A 17364-nucleotide genomic window follows, 5' to 3' on the forward strand; every position below is an offset into this window, starting at 1 on the left:
GTGGGCGGGGCGCCACGCGGCACTCCGCAGGGAACAATCTCTTGTCGATTCAGGCCGTTGCTGCCGCCTTGCCCTTGGGCAGGTGGGGGCCGGGCGCCACGGTGCGCAGCACGGTGTCGATGACGAACGACTCCCAGTGCGCCAGCGCGTCGGGCGTCTCCAGGTCTTCACCCAGAAAGGCCGACAGCGTGTGCCGGTTGGACATGTAGAAGTAGCCCGTGGCTGCGATCAGCAGGTACACATCGCGCGCCGACACGTCCTTGCGGAACAGGCCCTGCGCCTGGCCGCTTTCGAGCACGCGGCGGATTACCTCGATGGCGGGCGATGAGTATTCGCGGGCCCGCATCGACTTGGAGATGTGCTTGCCCTTGTGCAGGTTCTCGGTGTTGAGCAACGTGATGAACTCGGGGTTCTTGCGGTAGTAGCCCACCACAAAGCGGATCACGGCCTGCAGTGCCTCTACCGGTTTGGCGGTGTCCAGGTCCAGTTTGGATTCGGCATCGTTCATGCGCCGGTAGGTTTCCTCCAGCACCTCGATGAACAGGCCTTCCTTGCTGCCGAAGTAGTAGTAGATCATCCGGTCGAAGGACTTGGCGGCCTTGGAGATCTTCTCCACGCTGCCGCCTTCGTAGCCGTAGCGGGCGAACACCTTGGTCGCCGCTTTCAGGATGTTGTCGCGCGTGGTCTGTGCGGCCTGCTCGCGCACGCCCGTCTTGCGGGCAGAGGCTGCGCGGGGGGACGCGGTCCGGGTCTTGGTGGGAGTGGCAGACATGGCGGGTCCTGGTGGATGGCGCGGGCCCCGGGAGTGGAGCCCGCCGGGGATCACTGCTCTGCGAACGCGCGTTCGATCACGAAGTCGCCAGGCTTCGTGGTGTTGCCTTCATTGAAGCCGCGCTCTTCCATCATGTGCTTGAGGTCGCGCAGCATCTCGGGGCTGCCGCAGATCATCACGCGGTCTTCGGCGGGGTTGAGCGCAGGCAGGCCCAGGTCGCGCGCCAGCTGGCCGTTCTCGATGATCGTGGTGACGCGGCCCTGGTGCTTGAAGGCCTCGCGCGTCACGGTGGGGTAGTACTTGAGCTGCTTGCTGACCATCTCGCCCAGGAACTCGTGCTTGGGCAGTTCTTCGGTGATGTAGTCGTGGTAGGCCAGCTCCTTCACCTCGCGCACGCCGTGCACCAGGATGACCTCTTCGAACTTCTCGTACGTCTCGGGGTCGCGGATCAGGCTCAGGAACGGTGCCACGCCCGTGCCGGTGGAGAGCATGTACAGGCGTTTGGCGGGCAGCAGGTAGTCGATCAGCAGGGTGCCCGTGGGCTTTTTGCCGACCACGATGGTGTCACCCACCTTGATGTGCTGCAGGCGCGAGGTCAGCGGGCCGTCGGGCACCTTGATGGACAGGAACTCCAGATGCTCTTCGTAGTTGGGGCTCACGATGCTGTAGGCGCGCAGCAGGGGTTTGCCGTTTTCGCCGCGCAGGCCAATCATCGTGAAATGGCCGTTGGAGAAGCGCAGCGCGGTGTCGCGCGTGGTGGTGAAGGAGAAAAGGCGGTCCGTCCAGTGGTGGACCGTCAGGACGCGTTCGTCAAGAAAGGCGCTCATGGTGCGTTAGATGGAAAAGTTGGAAGCAAATAAGGAATTTGGCTGAAGAGCAGGGCCCCATGCGCTCTACAGCGCAATGTTCAGGCCTGAAAGCTTGTGGCTCACAACCCTCCATTGTTCCGCATCTGGCAAAGCCGCTTTTCTTTTGGTGATTGTGGGGAGCGTGGGCGCCAGCTTTTTGTTGAACTGCAGAAAGATTTCCATGCCTTCGGGCAGGTCGTCTTCGGCATAGATGGCGTTGGCCGGGCACTCCGGAATGCACACCGCGCAGTCGATGCATTCGTCTGGGTCAATGACCAGATATTCCGGCCCCTCCTTGAAGCAATCGACCGGGCACACATCGACGCAGTCGGTGTACTTGCACCGAATGCATGCGTCCGTCACAACGTGCGTCATTTTGGGGCTCCTCGTGCACCGTTTTTGGGGGTGCGAAAACACCATTGCAGAGTCTGGTTGATTCCGCTACATTGACATCGAATGTAGTGTTCACAACATTTAAGTTAAGTGAATGCTACACAAAATGCAATGCGCGTACAAGCACTTGCAACAATGCAATGAATGGGTCGCCACGATGACTGAACACACCAAGACCGATGGGCTGCCGGGTATGGATGCGCCAGAGTTGCCGCAGGTGCTGGAGCGCGCCCGGCCGCGCAACGAGCGCATGAACGCCGCCAAGGTCGAGTGCAATGCGTGTCCGGTGCTGTGCCAGATTTCCGAAGGCCGCGCAGGCGCTTGCGACCGCTACGCCAACCAGGCGGGCGTGCTGGTGCGGCTGGACCCGGTGGTGTTGCTGCGCAAGACGCTGGAGGCAGGCGAGGCCACGCTGGTGCCATTTGCGGGCCGCGCTGAGGCTGCAGAAGGTGCTGGGACCGAAGTGGCTCCTGAACCCGCATGGAACGGCGCCCTGCTGCTGTCGGAAGAGGTGTTTGTGACGGGTGTGGGCTCGTCTACCACCTACCCGGACTACAAGCCCGCGCCCTTCATCGTGGGCTCCCAAACCGATGGCGTGGACATGGTCACCGTGGTGACCGAGGGCATCTTCAGCTACTGCAGCTTCAAGGTGAAGATCGACACCGACCGCTTCCTCGGCTCGGAGCAGGCCAACGTGCGCTGCAAGGGCGAGGTGGTGGGCCATGTGACCACGGCCGAATACGGCTCGCAGATGCTGTCGCTGGGTGGCGTGCACCATCTCACGGGTGGCACCAAGAAGGAAGGCCGCATCACCGCCGAGATGATGCAGGCCCTGGGCAACAAGCAGGCGGTGGAGTTCACCATCGACGGTGGCTCGCAGCTCATCATCCAGGCCGGCCGCGCGCCCATCGTCAACGGTGTGGCCGAGCAGCGCATGCGCGTGGGCTGCGGCTCGGCGGCCATCGGCATCTTTGCGCGCCAGTTCTTTGGCCATGCGGATGAGGTGGTGGTGGTGGACGACCACATCACCGGCGTGCTCACCGAGCACCAGGCGGGCCGTTGCCTGGACATGAAGCCCTCGGGAATCCAGATGCGCGGGCGCAAGTCCACGCCGGGACGCTACTTTCAGGTGGCCAACCCGGGCACTGGCTGGGGCGGCACCGACATTGCAGACCCGCTGTCCATCATTGAGGGCTGGGACGAATCCGTCGCCTGGCCGGGGCTGCGCCTGTTGATGACCTCCACCACCGGAGAGCACGCCTCCTGGTACGTGCTGGACGCGCAACTCCACCCGGTGGAGGCCGAGATGCCCACCGAAGTGCGCCGCATCGTGGACCGCATCGGCGAAAACTGCGAGCCCTCGCTGGCCTCCGTGCTGTTCCTCGGCGGTGCAGGCGGCAGCCTGCGCGCAGGGGTGACCGAAAACCCGGTGCTGCTCACCCGCTCCATCAAGAACGCGCTGGTCAATGTGACCTGTGGTGGTGCCCCGGCCTATGTGTGGCCGGGTGGCGGTATTACCGTGATGGCCGACGTGCTGCGCATGCCCGACAACAGCTTTGGTACCGTGCCCACGCCCGCCATCGTGGCGCCCATCGAGTTCAGCATGCGCCGTGCGGACTACGAAGCGCTGGGTGGACACACCGAGCAGATCCGCAGCCTGCGCGACGTACTGGAGCGGGGCGCGTGGCACAACGACGGTGCTCCGCAGGCGCGCGTGTGGCAAACCTTGCCCGCGGCCAACCCTTGGCCGCTGGGTCGTCCTCCCCTGCTGGGCTAAGTGAGCCGTGCCGTGAACGCTTGCCGCAAGCTCCTGTCCGACGGCCGCTGGCATTTCCAGCATGGCCCGATGGACCTCATCCTCCATGCCGAAGGGGCGCGCGACGTCGTGGCCCTGGCGCATGAGCGCGCGTGGCAGCGTTTTGAAGGCCTACTGCAGGAGCTGGTGAATGAACTCCCGGGCCTGCGGGCGCCGGTGAGCGAGCGTTGCGCCTTGCAGGGCGTGGTGGCGCGCCGCATGTGGGCCGCCTGCAGCCCTTATCGCGCAGGTTTCATCACATCGATGGCGGCGGTGGCGGGCGCGGTGGCGCAGGAGATTCTGACCTGCTACGAACAGCCGGGCATAGACCGCGCCTGGGTCAACAACGGCGGCGACATTGCGCTGCACCTGGCGCCGGGCCAGTCGGTCACGGTGGGGGTGTACGCTGACATCGCCGCACTGAATGCTGCACAGTTGCGCAACGGCCTGGTGCTGGATGGGCAGATCCGCATCGACAGCGCCATGCCGGTGCGCGGTGTGGCCACCAGCGGCTGGCGCGGGCGCAGCCAGTCGCTCGGCATTGCCGACAGCGTGACGGTGCTGGCGCGCACGGCGGCGCAGGCCGATGCAGCGGCAACCATCGTGGCCAACGCGGTGGATGTGGCCGATGCGCGAATCGTCCGGAGGCCAGCGTGGCAGGTGCGGGACGACAGTGACCTGGGTGCCATTCCTGTCACCGTGGATGTCCCTGCCTTGCCCAAAGAGCTGGTGGGCCGGGCCTTGCACCAGGGGCTGCAAAAAGCGCAAGAATTGCAGTCCAGCGGCCTGCTGTGGTTTGCACTGCTGGCCTGTCAGGGGCAGTTTGTGGCGACCTCGGCGCCTCAGGCGCTGGCGGATGCGGTGTGGCCCCGGAATGCAGCGGTGGAATCGGAAGTTGGTTCAGTATTTGCTTAACGAATTGCACAGGTCTCCAGAATGATCCAGATACGACGCGTTTTTACCCATCTTGAGGAAATCCGGCACGAATTCGGGCCGGTGGCCGATGTGCCGCTGCTGCGTGGTGCCATCGGCGCGGTGCTGACCAACCCGTTTGCGGGTCGGTACGAGCCCGACATCCTCCCCATGATGGACGCGCTGCAGGATGTGGGGCTGGATATGGCCCAGCGCCTCCTGAAGGCCATGGGCGTGCCGGCCGAGCGCATCGAGACCTATGGCAAGGGTGCCATTGTGGGCGCGGCGGGTGAGCTGGAACACGGCGCGCTGTGGCATGTGCCCGGTGGCTACGCGATGCGCGAGCTGCTGGGATGGAAGGGCGACCGCAACGCCTACGCCAAGGGCCAGGCCGAGGAGAAGACGGGGCAGCCCGCCAACGCGCTGTCCATCGTGCCCTCCACCAAGAAAGTGGGCGGCCCCGGTGCGGCGCTGGATGTGCCCCTGACCCATATCAACGCCAGTTATGTGCGCAGCCATTTCGACGCCATCGAAGTGCGTGTTCCGGGCGCGCCCTCTGCCGATGAGATCGTGTTCATACTCGCCATGACCACGGGCCCGCGCATCCACGCTCGCGTCGGTGGGCTCAAGGCGGCAGACATCAGCCAGTGGAACGGCCTGCGCTGAGCCGCACGCCAGCCCGCACACCCTCGAACAAGACAAGACCCCAAGGAGCCAAAAAATGCCAGCCAAGATTCGAAAGATCATCGTCCAGACCGACGAAGTCCGCGTGGAAATGGGGCGTGATGTTCAGCCCCCGGTGCGCAAAGCGCTGGCCATTGCCGTGATCGAGAACCCCTGCGCAGGCCGCTATGTGGAGAACCTCGATGAACTCATCGCCATCGGTGAGGAGCTGGGCGGCCTTCTGGGCGCTCGCTGCGTGCAGGCCCTGGGCATTGAACCCGGCCAGGCCCAGAGCTACGGCAAGGCCGCCATCGTGGGCGAGGCGGGCGAGCTGGAGCACGCCGCCGCCATCCTCCACCCCAAGCTGGGTGCCCCCCTGCGTGTGGCTGTCGAGAAGGGTGCCGCGTTGGTCCCATCCAGCAAGAAGATGGGCGGCCTCGGCACGGCCATCGACGTGCCCCTGGGCCACAAGGACGCCGCCTATGTGCGCAGCCATTTCGACGCCATGGAAGCCCGTGTAGCCGATGCCCCGCGGGCCAATGAAATCGTGGTGGCCGTTGTCGTGACCGACAGCGGGCGGCCGTTGCCACGTGTCGGCGGCCTCACGGCCTCTGAAATAAAAGGCGTCGACGGCCTGCGCTGAACCCGGCGCGCGTACAACACACACCTGTCCTGTCTCACCCCCGTTCGATCTCTCTCCAACCATCCTTCAGGAGTCTCCCCATGACGATGCGACGAAACCTCATGCGTGCCACGGCTGCGGCTGCATTGGCCCTCACCCTGGCCCCTGTGTTTGCCCAGGGCGTGATCAAGATTGGCGAGGTCAACAGCTACAAGGCACAACCTGCTTTCCTGGAGCCCTACAAGAAGGGCATGGAGCTGGCGGTCGATGAGATCAACGCTGCGGGCGGCGTCAATGGCAAGAAGATCGAACTGATCACGCGCGACGACAACGCCAACCCCGGCGACGCCGTTCGCGTGGCCGAAGAGCTGGTGTCGCGCGAGAAGGTCGATGTGCTGGCGGGCACCTTCCTGTCGAACACCGGCCTGGCGGTGGCCGACTTCGCCAAGCAGAAGAAGTTCTTCTTTCTCGCAGGCGAACCGCTGACCGACAAGATGACTTGGCAAGGCGGCAACCAATACACCTTCCGCCTGCGCCCCGGCACCTACATGCAGGCCGCCATGCTGGTGCCTGAGGCCGCCAAGATGAAGAAAAAGCGCTGGGCGGTGGTCTACCCCAACTACGAATACGGGCAGTCTGCGGTGGCGGCCTTCAAGCAACTGCTCAAGGCCGCCCAGCCCGACGTGGAGTTTGTGGCCGAACAGGCCACGCCACTGGGCCGGGTGGACGCCGGCAGCGTCGTGCAAGCGCTGTCCGATGCCAAGCCCGACGCCGTTTTCAACGTGCTGTTTGGCGCGGACTTGTCGAAGTTCGTGCGCGAAGGCAACACGCGCGGCCTGTTCAAGGGCATCGAGGTGGTCAGCGTGTTGACGGGCGAGCCCGAATACATGGACCCCCTGAAAGACGAGGCCCCCAACGGCTGGCTGGTGACCGGCTATCCCTGGTACGGCATCAACACCCCCGCACACAAGGCGTTCGAGCAGGCGTACCAGGCCAAGTTCAAGGACTACCCGCGCCTGGGTTCGGTGGTGGGCTACAGCATGATCAAGTCGGCCGCAGCCGGTATTGCCAAGGCCAAGAGCACCGACACCGACAAGCTGGTCGCAGCCTTCAAGGGTCTGCAGGTAGACACCCCGTTCGGCAAGATCACCTACCGTCCTGAAGACCACCAGGCCACCATGGGCGCGTTTGTCGGTCGCACCAAGAACGAGGGTGGCAAGGGCGTGATGGTGGACTACGTCTACCTGGATGGTGCCGATGCCAAGTACCAGCCGTCCGCTGCCGACGTGAAGAAGTCACGAAGCGCTGATTGATTTCCTCTGAGTTCTGAGGCGTCTGCCGCGCCTCGGTACCCGCAGACGCTACCTGCAGTCCGGCACCGCCCGGTTCTGCGGGTGCTGGCTGGAGTACGGCCGGCTTCTTTCACGGCCTTCGCGCTGGCAAAAAATGGTGTGAACAGGCCCTACAGGGTGTATCGAACATGAGTTTTTCGGGTTTCATCGTCCAGCTCATCAATGGGTTGGCGAGCGCGTCGTCGCTGTTCCTCGTGGCGGCGGGTCTGTCGCTGATCTTTGGCGTGACGCGCATCGTGAACTTTGCCCATGGCTCGTTCTTCATGGTGGGCATCTACGTCGCGTATTCGCTGGTCGAGCGCTTGAGCGGTGCCCTGGGCTTCTGGGTGGCCTTGCCGCTGGCCGCGCTGATCGTTGGCGTGCTCGGGGCGCTGATCGAAGTGGTGCTGCTGCGCCGCATCTACAAGGCGCCCGAGCTGTTCCAGCTGCTGGCCACGTTTGCCCTGGTGCTGGTCATCAAGGACGCGGTGCTGTGGCTTTGGGGCCCCGACGAACTGCTGGGCCCGCGCGCGCCGGGCCTGTCGGGGTCCGTGAGCCTGCTGGGGCGGCAGTTCCCCAGCTACGACCTGTTCCTCATCGTGGTCGGTCCGCTGGTGCTGGGCGCCGTCTGGCTGCTGCTCACGCGCACCCGGTTTGGAACGCTGGTGCGCGCCGCCACGCAAGACCGCGAGATGGTGAGCGCATTGGGCGTCAACCAGGCCTGGTTGTTCACGGCCGTGTTCGCGCTGGGCGCGATGCTGGCAGGGCTGGGTGGCGCACTGCAGCTGCCGCGCGAGCCCGCCACGCTGGAGATGGACCTGCACACCATCGGTGCCGCCTTCGTGGTGGTGGTGGTGGGCGGCATGGGTTCCATCCCGGGCGCGTACGCCGCAGCCCTGCTGATCTCCGAGATCAAGGCCATCTGCATCTGGCTGGGTGTGGTCGATGTGTTCGGCCTCAGTGTTTCGTTTTCCAAGCTGACGCTGGTGGTGGATTTTCTGGTGATGGCGGTGGTGCTGGTCTGGCGCCCGTGGGGCTTGTTCGGCCGGCCGCAGGCACCCAGCCGCTACGTGGGCATGCAGGAGGAGCCGCTGCGTCGGCCAGGCAAGGCCTACTTGGTGGCGGCTGCCGTGCTGGGCCTGCTGCTGGCAGCAGCACCGGTGCTCACGGCGCAGTCGCCGTACACCACGGTGCTGCTGATCGACCTGCTGATCGCAGCGCTGTTTGCGGCCAGCCTTCACTTCATCATGGGCCCTGCGGGCATGCACTCCTTCGGCCATGCCGCCTACTTCGGGCTGGGCGCCTATGGCGCGGCCCTGTTGGTGCGCTCGCTCGGGCTGCCCATGGAGCTCGCACTGGTGGTGGCGCCGCTGGTGGCCGCCGCCGGGGCGTTTGTCTACGGCTGGTTTGCAGTGCGGCTGTCGGGGGTGTACCTGGCCATGCTGACGCTGGCCTTCGCCCAGATCACCTGGGCCATCACCTACCAGTGGGACAGCTTCACGGGGGGCAGCAACGGCCTCACAGGCGTGTGGCCTGCGGCCTGGCTGGCAGACAAGCGCATGTACTACTGGCTCACGCTGGTACTGGTGGGGGCAGGGGTGTGGTGGCTGCGCCGCGTGTTGTTCTCGCCGTTTGGCTATGCGCTGCGCGCGGGGCGCGACTCTGTGCTGCGGGCCGATGCCATTGGCATCGACGTCAAGCGCATGCAGTGGGCAGCGTTTGTGGTGGCGGGGACGGCGGCAGGGCTGGCAGGGGCGCTGTATGCGTTCTCAAAGGGCAGCATTTCGCCAGAGTCGCTGTCCGTGGGCAAATCGGTGGATGGGTTGGTGATGGTGCTGCTGGGCGGCATCCAGACGCTGGCAGGCCCGGTGGTGGGCGCGGTCACCTTCACCTGGCTGCACGACACCGTGGCACGCAACACCGACTACTGGCGTGCCATGCTGGGCGCCATCATCCTCATCCTGGTGCTGCTGTTTCCGCAGGGCATCGCGGGCACCATCAAGCAGATTTTTGACAACATGCGCAACGCCAAGAACACCAAGGAGGGCACGGCATGAGCCTCCTCAAAGTCACCGGTCTGGGCAAATCGTTTGGCGGCGTCAAGGCGGTGGATGGCATCCACTTCGAACTGGCGGCTGGCGAGCTGCTGGCGCTGATTGGCCCCAACGGCGCGGGCAAGTCCACCACCTTCAACATGGTCAACGGCCAGCTGCCTGCCGATGCAGGCTCCATCCAGCTCAACGGCCAGGAGCTGGTGGGCCGCAAGCCCCGCGACATCTGGCGCATGGGGGTGGGCCGCACCTTTCAGATCGCCGAAACCTTTGCGTCGCTGACGGTGGTGGAGAACGTGCAGATGGCACTGATCTCCAACGACGGTCTGCTGTTCTCCCTATGGCGCAGGGCTGCCGACCACAAACGCGAAGACGCTCTGGCGTTGCTCGACCAAGTGGGCATGAAGTCGCAGGCCGACCGGCCCTGTAGCGTGCTGGCCTATGGCGATGTGAAGCGTGTGGAGCTGGCGATTGCCATGGCCAATTCGCCCAAGCTCCTGCTCATGGACGAGCCCACCGCCGGCATGGCGCCCAAGGAGCGCAACGAACTCATGGCGCTGACCAAGCAGCTGGTGATCGACCGCCACATGGCCGTGCTCTTCACCGAGCACAGCATGGACGTGGTGTTTGCCTATGCCGACCGCATGATCGTGCTGGCGCGCGGGCGACTGATTGCCGAGGGCAAGCCGCTGGAGCTGCGCGACCACCCCAAGGTGCAGGAGGTCTACTTCGGCACCGGCAAGACGTTTGAGAAGAAAGCCGCAGCCAATGCGGAGGCGGCATGACCATGACGACCCACAACCCCAAAGAACTGCTGCTCCAGGCCAAGGGCCTGCAGGCCTGGTACGGTGCCGCGCAGATCCTGTACGACGTGGATCTGGACGTGCGCCGGGGCGAAGTCGTGGCCCTGATGGGCCGCAACGGCGCAGGCAAGTCCACCACGCTCAAGACGCTGATGGGCATGCTGGCCAAGCGCAAGGGCAGCATCCAGTTCATGGGCCGCGACATCTCCAAAAGCGACCCGCACGGCGCCGCGCGCCTGGGCCTGGGCTTTGTGCCCGAAGACCGCCGCGTGTTCACCGACCTCACGGTGATGGAGAACCTGGAAGTGGGCCGCCAGCCCGCCCGCACCTGGCCCGACGGCACGGCTGCCCCGGTGTGGACGCCCGAGCGCCTGTTCAAGCTTTTCCCCAACCTGGGCGAGATGCCCCAGCGCCCCGGCGGCCGCATGAGCGGCGGCGAGCAGCAGATGCTCACCGTGGCTCGCACGCTCATGGGCAACCCGTATCTGGTGCTGCTCGACGAACCCTCCGAAGGTGTGGCGCCCGTCATCGTGGAGCAGATGGCGCACATGATCCTGGAGCTGAAAGAGCAGGGCGTGAGCATCCTGTTGTCCGAGCAGAACATGCACTTTGCCGAGCTGGTCTCCGACCGCGCCTACGTGCTCGAAAAGGGTCAGATCCGTTACCAGGCCAGCATGGAAGAGCTGGCCGCCAACGAAGAGGTGCGGCGCGCCTACCTCAGCGTGTGAAGCAGAAGTTCCCCGGCCCTGGCCCTACCGGGCCATGGCCGATGTGTCAGTGCGTTCCCAACCGGAGTGTTCACCATGCAAACTGCGCAACGTCGTCGCTTTCTTCTTCAATCGGCCGCGCTTACCGTGGCCGGAGCCAGCTTCCCCGCCAGCTGGGCGGCAGGCAAGATCAAACCCGGTGAGCGAGCGGCGCTCATCGTGGTCGATGTGCAGAACTGTTTTATCCCCGGCGGCACGCTGCCCGTGGCCAAGGGGGATGAGGTGGTGCCCGTCATCAACCGCATTGCCACAGCGTTTGAAAACGTGGTGGTCACGCAGGACTGGCACACCCAGGGCCACGCCTCTTTTGCCAGTGCTCACGCGGGCAAGAAGCCGTTTGAAACCACCCAGCTGAGTTACGGCCAGCAGGTGCTGTGGCCCGACCATTGCGTGCAGGGCACCGACGATGCCGCCCTGCACAAGGACCTCCAGGTGCCCAAGGCCCAGGTGATCCTGCGCAAGGGCTTTCACCAGCATGTGGACAGCTACTCGGCCTTTGAAGAGGCCGACCGCAAGACCTCCACCGGCCTGGCGGGCTACCTCAAGCAGCGTGGCATCAAGACCGTATTTGTCACCGGCCTGGCCACCGACTTCTGCGTGGCGTGGACGGCGCTGGACGCCAAACGCCTGGGCTTCGAAACCTATGTGGTCGAAGATGCGACCCGCGCCATCGACCTCAACGGATCGCTCGACGCGGCCTGGAAAAACATGAAGGCCAAGGGTGTCAAACGCATCCAGTCCAGCGACATCGATGTCGCCTGACGGCGCACCGCCCCGGTGCTTCGGCGCCGGGGTTTGACGGATTCACAACACCCCGCAGAAATGGTTGCGCAGCCGCTCCGCTTGCAGGGAAACTTGCGCACTTGATGTAAGGAGCGTTTCATGAAATTTCGTGGGATGGAGGAGGGGGGCATCGACCGCCGTGTGATGCTGACAACCCTGGCTGCCGCTGCTCTGGGGGCCGCAGGCCCGGCAGCCGCCGAGACCGGGGTGACAGACGCCCGCATCAAGGTAGGGCAGTCGGCCGTGTTCACCGGCCCGGCCAAGGATTTTGGGGTGGACTACAAGGCTGGCATTGCGCTGGCGTTCGACAAGGTCAACAAGACCGGCGGCGTGAACGGGCGCACGCTGGAGCTGGTGTCGCACGACGATGCCTACGAGCCCAAGAAGACGGCCGAAAACACGGCCAAGCTCATTGACGAAGACAAGGTCTTCGCCCTGATCGGCTACGTGGCCACCGGCAATCTCATCGCCGCCATGCCCCTGGCCGAAAAGGCGGGCGTACCCATGTTCGCGCCGCTGGTGGGCACCACGTCGTTCCGCACCACGCACAACCGCTACCTGTTCCATGTGCGCGCCAGCTACGAGACCGAGCTGCGCAAGATCGTGGGCCACCTCGCCACGCTGGGCATCAACAACATCGCCGTCATCTACCAGAACAGCGCGTTCGGTAAATCCAACCTCGACACCTGCCTGCAGATCGCCCAGGGCCTGAAGGTCAAGGTGGTCGATTCCGTGCCGATGGAGATCGCCGCGACCGACGCCAAGCCCCAGGTCGCGCAGCTCACCAAGGCCCAGCCGGGCGCGGTGGTGATGATCATGGCGGGCAAGATGGTGGAGGTGTTCTTGCGCGATTACCGGGCCGCAGGCGCAGCCTCGCCGCTGTACACCATCTCGGTGGGCATCACCGATGCACCGGGCTCTGCGCAGCGCCTGAACGGCGGCATCGAAGGCCTGGTCACGGCCAGCATCGTGCCCTCGCCGCAGGCCAGCCGTCTGGCCATCGTGGCCGACTACCGCAAGGACCGCGCGGACGCGGGCGAGAAGATCGACAGCTACACCATGCTGGAGGGCTACATCGCCGCGCGTGTGTTTGTGGAAGGTGTCAAACGCGCAGGCAAAGCGCTCACGCGCGAAGGTTTCATCAAGGCCATGGAAGACATGGGCACCACCAAGATCGGCGACTTTCCGCTGGTCTACGGCCCGAACAACCACAATGGCTCCAACTTTGTGGACCTGGAGATGTACACGCGCAGCGGGTCGCTGCGACGCTGACTGAGAACAACCCACCGAGACATGCACCCGCCCGCTTCACCCTCCCCGGTCGTCGTCAATGGCCAGCCGTTGGCCCTGCCGCAGAGCACCTTGGCCAGCGCCACGCTGCTGCACGTGCTGCGCAACGACCTGTCGCTCAACGGCCCCAAGTACGGCTGCGGCCTGGGGCAGTGTGGTGCCTGCACGGTGCTGTTGGATGGCGTTGCCGCGCGGGCCTGCGTGATTCCGGCGCACGGCGTGGCGGGCCGCGAAGTGACCACGCTGGAAGGGTTGCCGGCGCGCTGCCGCAGCACCGCAGGACTTCACCCGGTACAGCAGGCCTTTGTGGATGAGCAGGCCGCGCAATGCGGCTATTGCCTCAACGGCATGGTGATGATGGCCGTGGCCTTGCTGGAGCGCAATCCTGACCCCGACGAAGCAGCCGTGCGCCGCGAGCTGTCGGGCAACCTGTGCCGCTGCGGCACGCATGTCGAAATCATCCGCGCCGTGCTGCGCGCGGCCCAGCTGATGCGCGAGGCCCAGGCATGAACACGCCTCCATCCCTGCGCGCCCACAGCCCGCTCACCCGCGCCGACTTCCATGCCGCCCAGGGCGTGCTGCTGGTGGTGCGCAACCCGCCGCCCGCGCCACCGCCCGTCAAGGGCCAGCCCGCGCTCGTGGCGGGCAACCCGGCCGAGGGCGTGGAGATACTGATCGCCGTGTGGGACGACGGCAGCGTGACCGCACTCAACGGCCATGTGGACCTGGGCACCGGCATCCGCACCGCACTCGCGCAGATCGTGGCCGAAGAGCTGGATGTGCCCTTGGCGCAGGTGAACATGGTGCTGGGCGACACCACGCGCGCGCCCAACCAGGGCGCCACTATTGCGAGTGCGTCCATCCAGATCCACGCCAAGCCCCTGCGCACCGCTGCCGCGCAGGCGCGCCACTGGCTGGTGGCGCAGGCCGCAGAGCGGCTGGGCGTGCCGGTGGAGGCACTGCAGGTGCGCGCCGGGGTGGTGCAGGTCACTGCAGACCCGTCGCGCCAAGTGGCCTACGGCGCGCTGCTGGCGGGCGCGCACACCACGCTGGAGCTGGTGGACGCCACACCCACCAAGGCCGCCGCCGATTACACCGTGGTCGGCCAGTCCGTGCCACGCGTGGACATCCCCGCCAAGGTCAGTGGCGAGCTGGTGTTTGTGCACGACATGCGCGTGCCCGGCATGCTGCACGGCCGCGTGGTGCGCCCGCCGTATGCGGGGGCCGACCATGGCGACTTCATCGGTAACACGCTCGAATCGGTGGACCAGCAGTCCATCGCCCATATCCCCGGCATCCGCGCCGTGGTGGTGATCCGCGACTTTGTGGGAATCGTCGCCGAGCGCGAGGAACAGGCCGAGCAAGCGCTGCGCGACCTGAAGGTGCGCTGGAAGGACTGGCCCGGCTTTCCGCGCCAGGACAGCGCCGAGGCGCTGGAACAGGCCATCCGCGCCAACCCCGCCACGCAGCGCCGCCTGGTGGACGAGGGCGATGTGGATGGCGCCCTGGCCGCGCTGTCTGCCAACGGCCAGCCCATGCCACGCACCTATGTGTGGCCGTACCAGATGCATGGCTCCATCGGCCCGTCGTGCGCGGTGGCCGAATGGCGCAGTGATGACAGCACAGGCCGCCCGCGCATGGCGGTGTGGGCGGGCACGCAGAACCCCCATGTGCTGCGCGCCGACCTGGCCCGCCTGATGGGCCTGGCCGATGTGGACATCGACCTCATCCGCATGGAGGCCGCAGGCTGCTATGGCCGCAACGGTGCCGACGATGTAGCGGCCGATGCGGCACTGCTCTCGCGCGCCTTGGGCGCCCCGGTGCGCGTGCAGCTCACGCGCGAGCAAGAGCATTTGTGGGAGCCCAAGGGCACAGCCCAGCTCATGCAGGTGCGCGGCGGCCTCAAGGCCGATGGCACCGTGGCGGCGTACGACTTCGAAACGTCCTACCCCTCCAACGGCGCGCCAACGCTGGCCCTGCTGCTCACCCGCACCATCGAGCCCGTGGCCCAGGCCTATGAGATGGGCGACCGCACCGCGCGCCCGCCCTACCAGTACGACAACCTGCGCGTGGCCGTCAACGACATGCCGCCCATCGTGCGCGCGTCGTGGCTGCGGGGCGTGTCGGCACTGCCCAATTCGTTTGCGCACGAATCGTATGTGGACGAACTGGCCACGGCGGCGGGTGTGGACCCGGTGCAGTTTCGCCTGCAGCTGCTGAACGACCCGCGCGCCGCCGAACTGGTGCAGGCCACGGCCGAAAAGGCGGGCTGGATTCGCCGCACCGGCCCGCAGCAGCGTCCGCTGGAGGGTGACTGGGTGCAGGGGCAGGGCTTTGCCTACGCCCGCTACATCCACAGCAAATGGCCCGGCTTTGGCGCCGCCTGGGCGGCATGGGTGGCCGATGTGGAGGTCAACAAAAAGACCGGCGAGGTGCATGTGCGCCGCGTGGTCGTGGGGCACGACGCGGGCCTGATGGTCAACCCCGCCGGTGTGGAGCAGCAGGTGCACGGCAACGTGCTGCAGACCACCAGCCGCGCGCTCAAGGAGCAGGTGACGTTCGAGCCCGTCAAGCAGGCCGTGGACAACCGCGAATGGGGCAGCTACCCCATCCTGAGCTTCCGCGAAGTGCCGGTCATCGAGGTCATGCACATGCCCCGGCAAGACGAGGCGCCGCTGGGCTCGGGTGAGTCTTCGTCCGTGCCGGGCACAGCAGCGATTGCCAACGCGATTTTTGATGCGACGGGTGTGCGCTTTCGCGCGCCGCCGTTCACGCCCGAGGTGGTGCGTGCCGGGCTCAACCCCTTGCCCAGCGGCGCAGGCGAGGCGACTGCAGGCAGCACCCCACCGACCGAGCAGGCCGAGGTCTTGCCCACGCTGGAGCTGCCCGCGCCCACCGTGCCCGCCAGCGCCACCTGGCCTGCAAAACGCAGCCCCTGGGCCCGCGCCCTGGCTCTCGTCGCCGGTGGCATCGCCATGGGTGCCGCGCTGCTGGGCTGGCGCCCCTCCATCGCGCCCGTGGTGCAGACGGCGGGTGCGTCGGTCTACAACGCCGCCACCATCGAACGCGGCCGCCTGCTGGCCGCTGCGGGTGACTGCGCGGTGTGCCACACCGCCCCCGGCGGCACGCCCAACACGGGCGGCCGCGCCATGGAAACGCCATTCGGCAAGGTCTACACCACCAACCTCACGCCCGACGCCGAGACCGGCATCGGCCAGTGGTCCTTCAGCGCCTTCCAGCGCGCCATGCGCGAAGGCATCTCGCGCGATGGCAAACACCTGTACCCCGCGTTCCCGTACACGTCGTTCGCCAAGATGAGCGACGATGACCTGACCGCGCTGTACGCCTACCTGATGGCGCAGCCCGCAGTGCGGGCCGAGGTGCCGAAGACCCAGCTGACCTTCCCCTTCAGCGTGCGCCCCCTCATGGCGGGCTGGAACGCGCTGTTCCACGACGCCACGCCGTTCAAGCCGGACCCAACCCGCCCAACTGAATGGAACCGGGGCGCTTACCTGGTGCAGGGCGTGGGCCACTGCGGCGCCTGCCACACGCCGCGCAACGCGCTGGGGGCTGAACAGGGCGGGGCGGCGTTCCTCTCCGGCGCCATGATTGATGGCTGGGAGGCGCCTGCGCTCACCGGCCTGTCGAAAGCGCCCGTGCCGTGGACGGCCGATGCGTTCTACGCCTACCTGCGCCACGGGCACAGCCCGCAGCACGGCAGCGCCTCTGGCCCCATGGCGCCCGTGGTGCGCGAGCTGGCGCATTTGCCTGACGACGACATCCGCGCCATGGCAAGCTACCTGGCCTCGTTCACCGCGACAGACGCTGCTACCCAGCCAGCCACACAGCCCGTGTCTGACCCGCAGCGCCGCGCGCAAACCGCCGTGACCCAGGCCGCCGCGCTGGCCCCGCAGCCCGGCCAGGCCCAGCGCCTGTTCGACGGTGCCTGCGCCGCCTGCCACCACGATGGCGACGGCCCGAAGCTGCTGGGCGTGAACGTGCCCCTGGCGCTCAACAGCAATCTGCACAGCGACCGGCCCGACAACCTGCTGCAGGTCATCGTGCACGGCATCCGCGAGCCCGCCGCGCGCGACATCGGCTTCATGCCCGGCTTCGGCCACGCGCTCAGCGACGCGCAGATCACCGAGCTGGCGGGCTACATGCGCCAGCGCTACGCCCCCGGCCGCCCGGCGTGGCGCGATGTGCCCGAGGCGCTGGCCCGTGTGCGGGCGGGGCCTGCGCATCCGTAGCCTGGCGATCTCGCAGACCCCCTCTGGGCGATCGTCAACACGGTTTTGGAGCCTTTTGGTGCTGAGGCGCTAGTGGAATATGCG

Annotated in this window: 15 protein-coding genes; 12 read left to right on the top strand and 3 right to left on the bottom strand. The window is 66.2% G+C overall.

Going from position 1 to position 17364, the window contains the following annotated elements; all coding sequences use genetic code 11:
• Nucleotides 1-49: 49 nt before the first annotated feature.
• From ACOYR4_RS01055 to fdxA, 3 genes are all read right to left on the bottom strand, one after another.
• Nucleotides 50-772, bottom strand: coding sequence for a TetR/AcrR family transcriptional regulator (locus tag ACOYR4_RS01055; RefSeq protein ID WP_110960511.1), 723 nt, complete (start codon nucleotides 770-772; stop codon nucleotides 50-52).
• A 50-nt stretch (nucleotides 773-822) separates the two neighbouring features.
• A complete protein-coding gene (locus ACOYR4_RS01060) occupies nucleotides 823-1599 on the bottom strand; it encodes a ferredoxin--NADP reductase (protein WP_015012048.1) in 777 nt (258 codons plus the stop codon).
• 66 nt (nucleotides 1600-1665) lie between these two features.
• Complete coding sequence (gene fdxA, locus ACOYR4_RS01065; RefSeq protein WP_056057161.1) at nucleotides 1666-1995, bottom strand: ferredoxin FdxA; 330 nt, start codon at nucleotides 1993-1995, stop codon at nucleotides 1666-1668.
• A gap of 175 nt (nucleotides 1996-2170) precedes the next feature.
• Between fdxA and ACOYR4_RS01070 the strand changes: the two genes are divergently transcribed.
• The 12 genes from ACOYR4_RS01070 (at nucleotide 2171) to ACOYR4_RS01125 (ending at nucleotide 17280) form a co-directional block, all read left to right on the top strand.
• On the top strand, nucleotides 2171-3790 hold the full coding sequence (locus ACOYR4_RS01070; RefSeq protein ID WP_422848359.1) for a 6-hydroxynicotinate reductase: 1620 nt from the start codon (nucleotides 2171-2173) through the stop codon (nucleotides 3788-3790).
• A 12-nt stretch (nucleotides 3791-3802) separates the two neighbouring features.
• Nucleotides 3803-4723, top strand: coding sequence for a UPF0280 family protein (locus tag ACOYR4_RS01075; RefSeq protein WP_422848360.1), 921 nt, complete (start codon nucleotides 3803-3805; stop codon nucleotides 4721-4723).
• 21 nt (nucleotides 4724-4744) lie between these two features.
• Nucleotides 4745-5386, top strand: coding sequence for an amino acid synthesis family protein (locus ACOYR4_RS01080; RefSeq protein WP_110960508.1), 642 nt, complete (start codon nucleotides 4745-4747; stop codon nucleotides 5384-5386).
• A gap of 55 nt (nucleotides 5387-5441) precedes the next feature.
• A complete protein-coding gene (locus ACOYR4_RS01085) occupies nucleotides 5442-6026 on the top strand; it encodes an amino acid synthesis family protein (RefSeq protein ID WP_422848361.1) in 585 nt (194 codons plus the stop codon).
• 80 nt (nucleotides 6027-6106) lie between these two features.
• Nucleotides 6107-7318 carry an ABC transporter substrate-binding protein gene (locus ACOYR4_RS01090; RefSeq protein WP_015012054.1) on the top strand — a complete coding sequence of 404 codons (1212 nt, stop codon included), beginning with the start codon at nucleotides 6107-6109 and terminating at the stop codon, nucleotides 7316-7318.
• Nucleotides 7319-7485: 167 nt separating this feature from the next.
• A complete protein-coding gene (locus ACOYR4_RS01095; protein ID WP_422848362.1) occupies nucleotides 7486-9393 on the top strand; it encodes an ABC transporter permease in 1908 nt (635 codons plus the stop codon).
• The gene (locus tag ACOYR4_RS01100) at nucleotides 9390-10172 is read left to right on the top strand and encodes an ABC transporter ATP-binding protein (RefSeq protein ID WP_422848363.1); all 783 of its coding nucleotides are present in this window, start codon (nucleotides 9390-9392) and stop codon (nucleotides 10170-10172) included. Before ACOYR4_RS01095 ends, ACOYR4_RS01100 begins: the two co-directional genes overlap by 4 nt.
• A 2-nt stretch (nucleotides 10173-10174) precedes the next feature.
• A complete protein-coding gene (locus ACOYR4_RS01105; RefSeq protein WP_422849612.1) occupies nucleotides 10175-10918 on the top strand; it encodes an ABC transporter ATP-binding protein in 744 nt (247 codons plus the stop codon).
• A gap of 75 nt (nucleotides 10919-10993) precedes the next feature.
• On the top strand, nucleotides 10994-11719 hold the full coding sequence (gene pncA, locus ACOYR4_RS01110) for a bifunctional nicotinamidase/pyrazinamidase (protein ID WP_422848364.1): 726 nt from the start codon (nucleotides 10994-10996) through the stop codon (nucleotides 11717-11719).
• 120 nt (nucleotides 11720-11839) lie between these two features.
• Nucleotides 11840-13012, top strand: coding sequence for an ABC transporter substrate-binding protein (locus ACOYR4_RS01115; RefSeq protein WP_422848365.1), 1173 nt, complete (start codon nucleotides 11840-11842; stop codon nucleotides 13010-13012).
• A gap of 21 nt (nucleotides 13013-13033) precedes the next feature.
• Complete coding sequence (locus ACOYR4_RS01120; RefSeq protein ID WP_422848366.1) at nucleotides 13034-13540, top strand: (2Fe-2S)-binding protein; 507 nt, start codon at nucleotides 13034-13036, stop codon at nucleotides 13538-13540.
• Nucleotides 13537-17280: a molybdopterin cofactor-binding domain-containing protein gene (locus ACOYR4_RS01125; protein WP_422848367.1), complete on the top strand. Its 3744-nt coding sequence runs from the start codon at nucleotides 13537-13539 to the stop codon at nucleotides 17278-17280. The genes ACOYR4_RS01120 and ACOYR4_RS01125 overlap by 4 nt, the downstream gene beginning before the upstream one ends.
• Nucleotides 17281-17364 lie beyond the last annotated feature (84 nt).

The sequence above is a fragment of the Acidovorax sp. M14 genome (assembly GCF_049331375.1).
Lineage (GTDB): Bacteria > Pseudomonadota > Gammaproteobacteria > Burkholderiales > Burkholderiaceae_C > Acidovorax.

Excerpts from the sequence above, each read along its gene's own strand:
- ACOYR4_RS01055 (WP_110960511.1), bottom strand. The coding sequence starts at position 772 with ATGTCTGCCACTCCCACCAAGACCCGGACCGCGTCCCCCCGCGCAGCC.
- ACOYR4_RS01060 (WP_015012048.1), bottom strand. The coding sequence starts at position 1,599 with ATGAGCGCCTTTCTTGACGAACGCGTCCTGACGGTCCACCACTGGACG.
- fdxA (WP_056057161.1), bottom strand. The coding sequence starts at position 1,995 with ATGACGCACGTTGTGACGGACGCATGCATTCGGTGCAAGTACACCGAC.
- ACOYR4_RS01070 (WP_422848359.1), top strand. The coding sequence starts at position 2,171 with ATGACTGAACACACCAAGACCGATGGGCTGCCGGGTATGGATGCGCCA.
- ACOYR4_RS01080 (WP_110960508.1), top strand. The coding sequence starts at position 4,745 with ATGATCCAGATACGACGCGTTTTTACCCATCTTGAGGAAATCCGGCAC.
- ACOYR4_RS01085 (WP_422848361.1), top strand. The coding sequence starts at position 5,442 with ATGCCAGCCAAGATTCGAAAGATCATCGTCCAGACCGACGAAGTCCGC.
- ACOYR4_RS01090 (WP_015012054.1), top strand. The coding sequence starts at position 6,107 with ATGACGATGCGACGAAACCTCATGCGTGCCACGGCTGCGGCTGCATTG.
- ACOYR4_RS01095 (WP_422848362.1), top strand. The coding sequence starts at position 7,486 with ATGAGTTTTTCGGGTTTCATCGTCCAGCTCATCAATGGGTTGGCGAGC.
- ACOYR4_RS01100 (WP_422848363.1), top strand. The coding sequence starts at position 9,390 with ATGAGCCTCCTCAAAGTCACCGGTCTGGGCAAATCGTTTGGCGGCGTC.
- ACOYR4_RS01105 (WP_422849612.1), top strand. The coding sequence starts at position 10,175 with ATGACGACCCACAACCCCAAAGAACTGCTGCTCCAGGCCAAGGGCCTG.
- pncA (WP_422848364.1), top strand. The coding sequence starts at position 10,994 with ATGCAAACTGCGCAACGTCGTCGCTTTCTTCTTCAATCGGCCGCGCTT.
- ACOYR4_RS01115 (WP_422848365.1), top strand. The coding sequence starts at position 11,840 with ATGAAATTTCGTGGGATGGAGGAGGGGGGCATCGACCGCCGTGTGATG.
- ACOYR4_RS01120 (WP_422848366.1), top strand. The coding sequence starts at position 13,034 with ATGCACCCGCCCGCTTCACCCTCCCCGGTCGTCGTCAATGGCCAGCCG.
- ACOYR4_RS01125 (WP_422848367.1), top strand. The coding sequence starts at position 13,537 with ATGAACACGCCTCCATCCCTGCGCGCCCACAGCCCGCTCACCCGCGCC.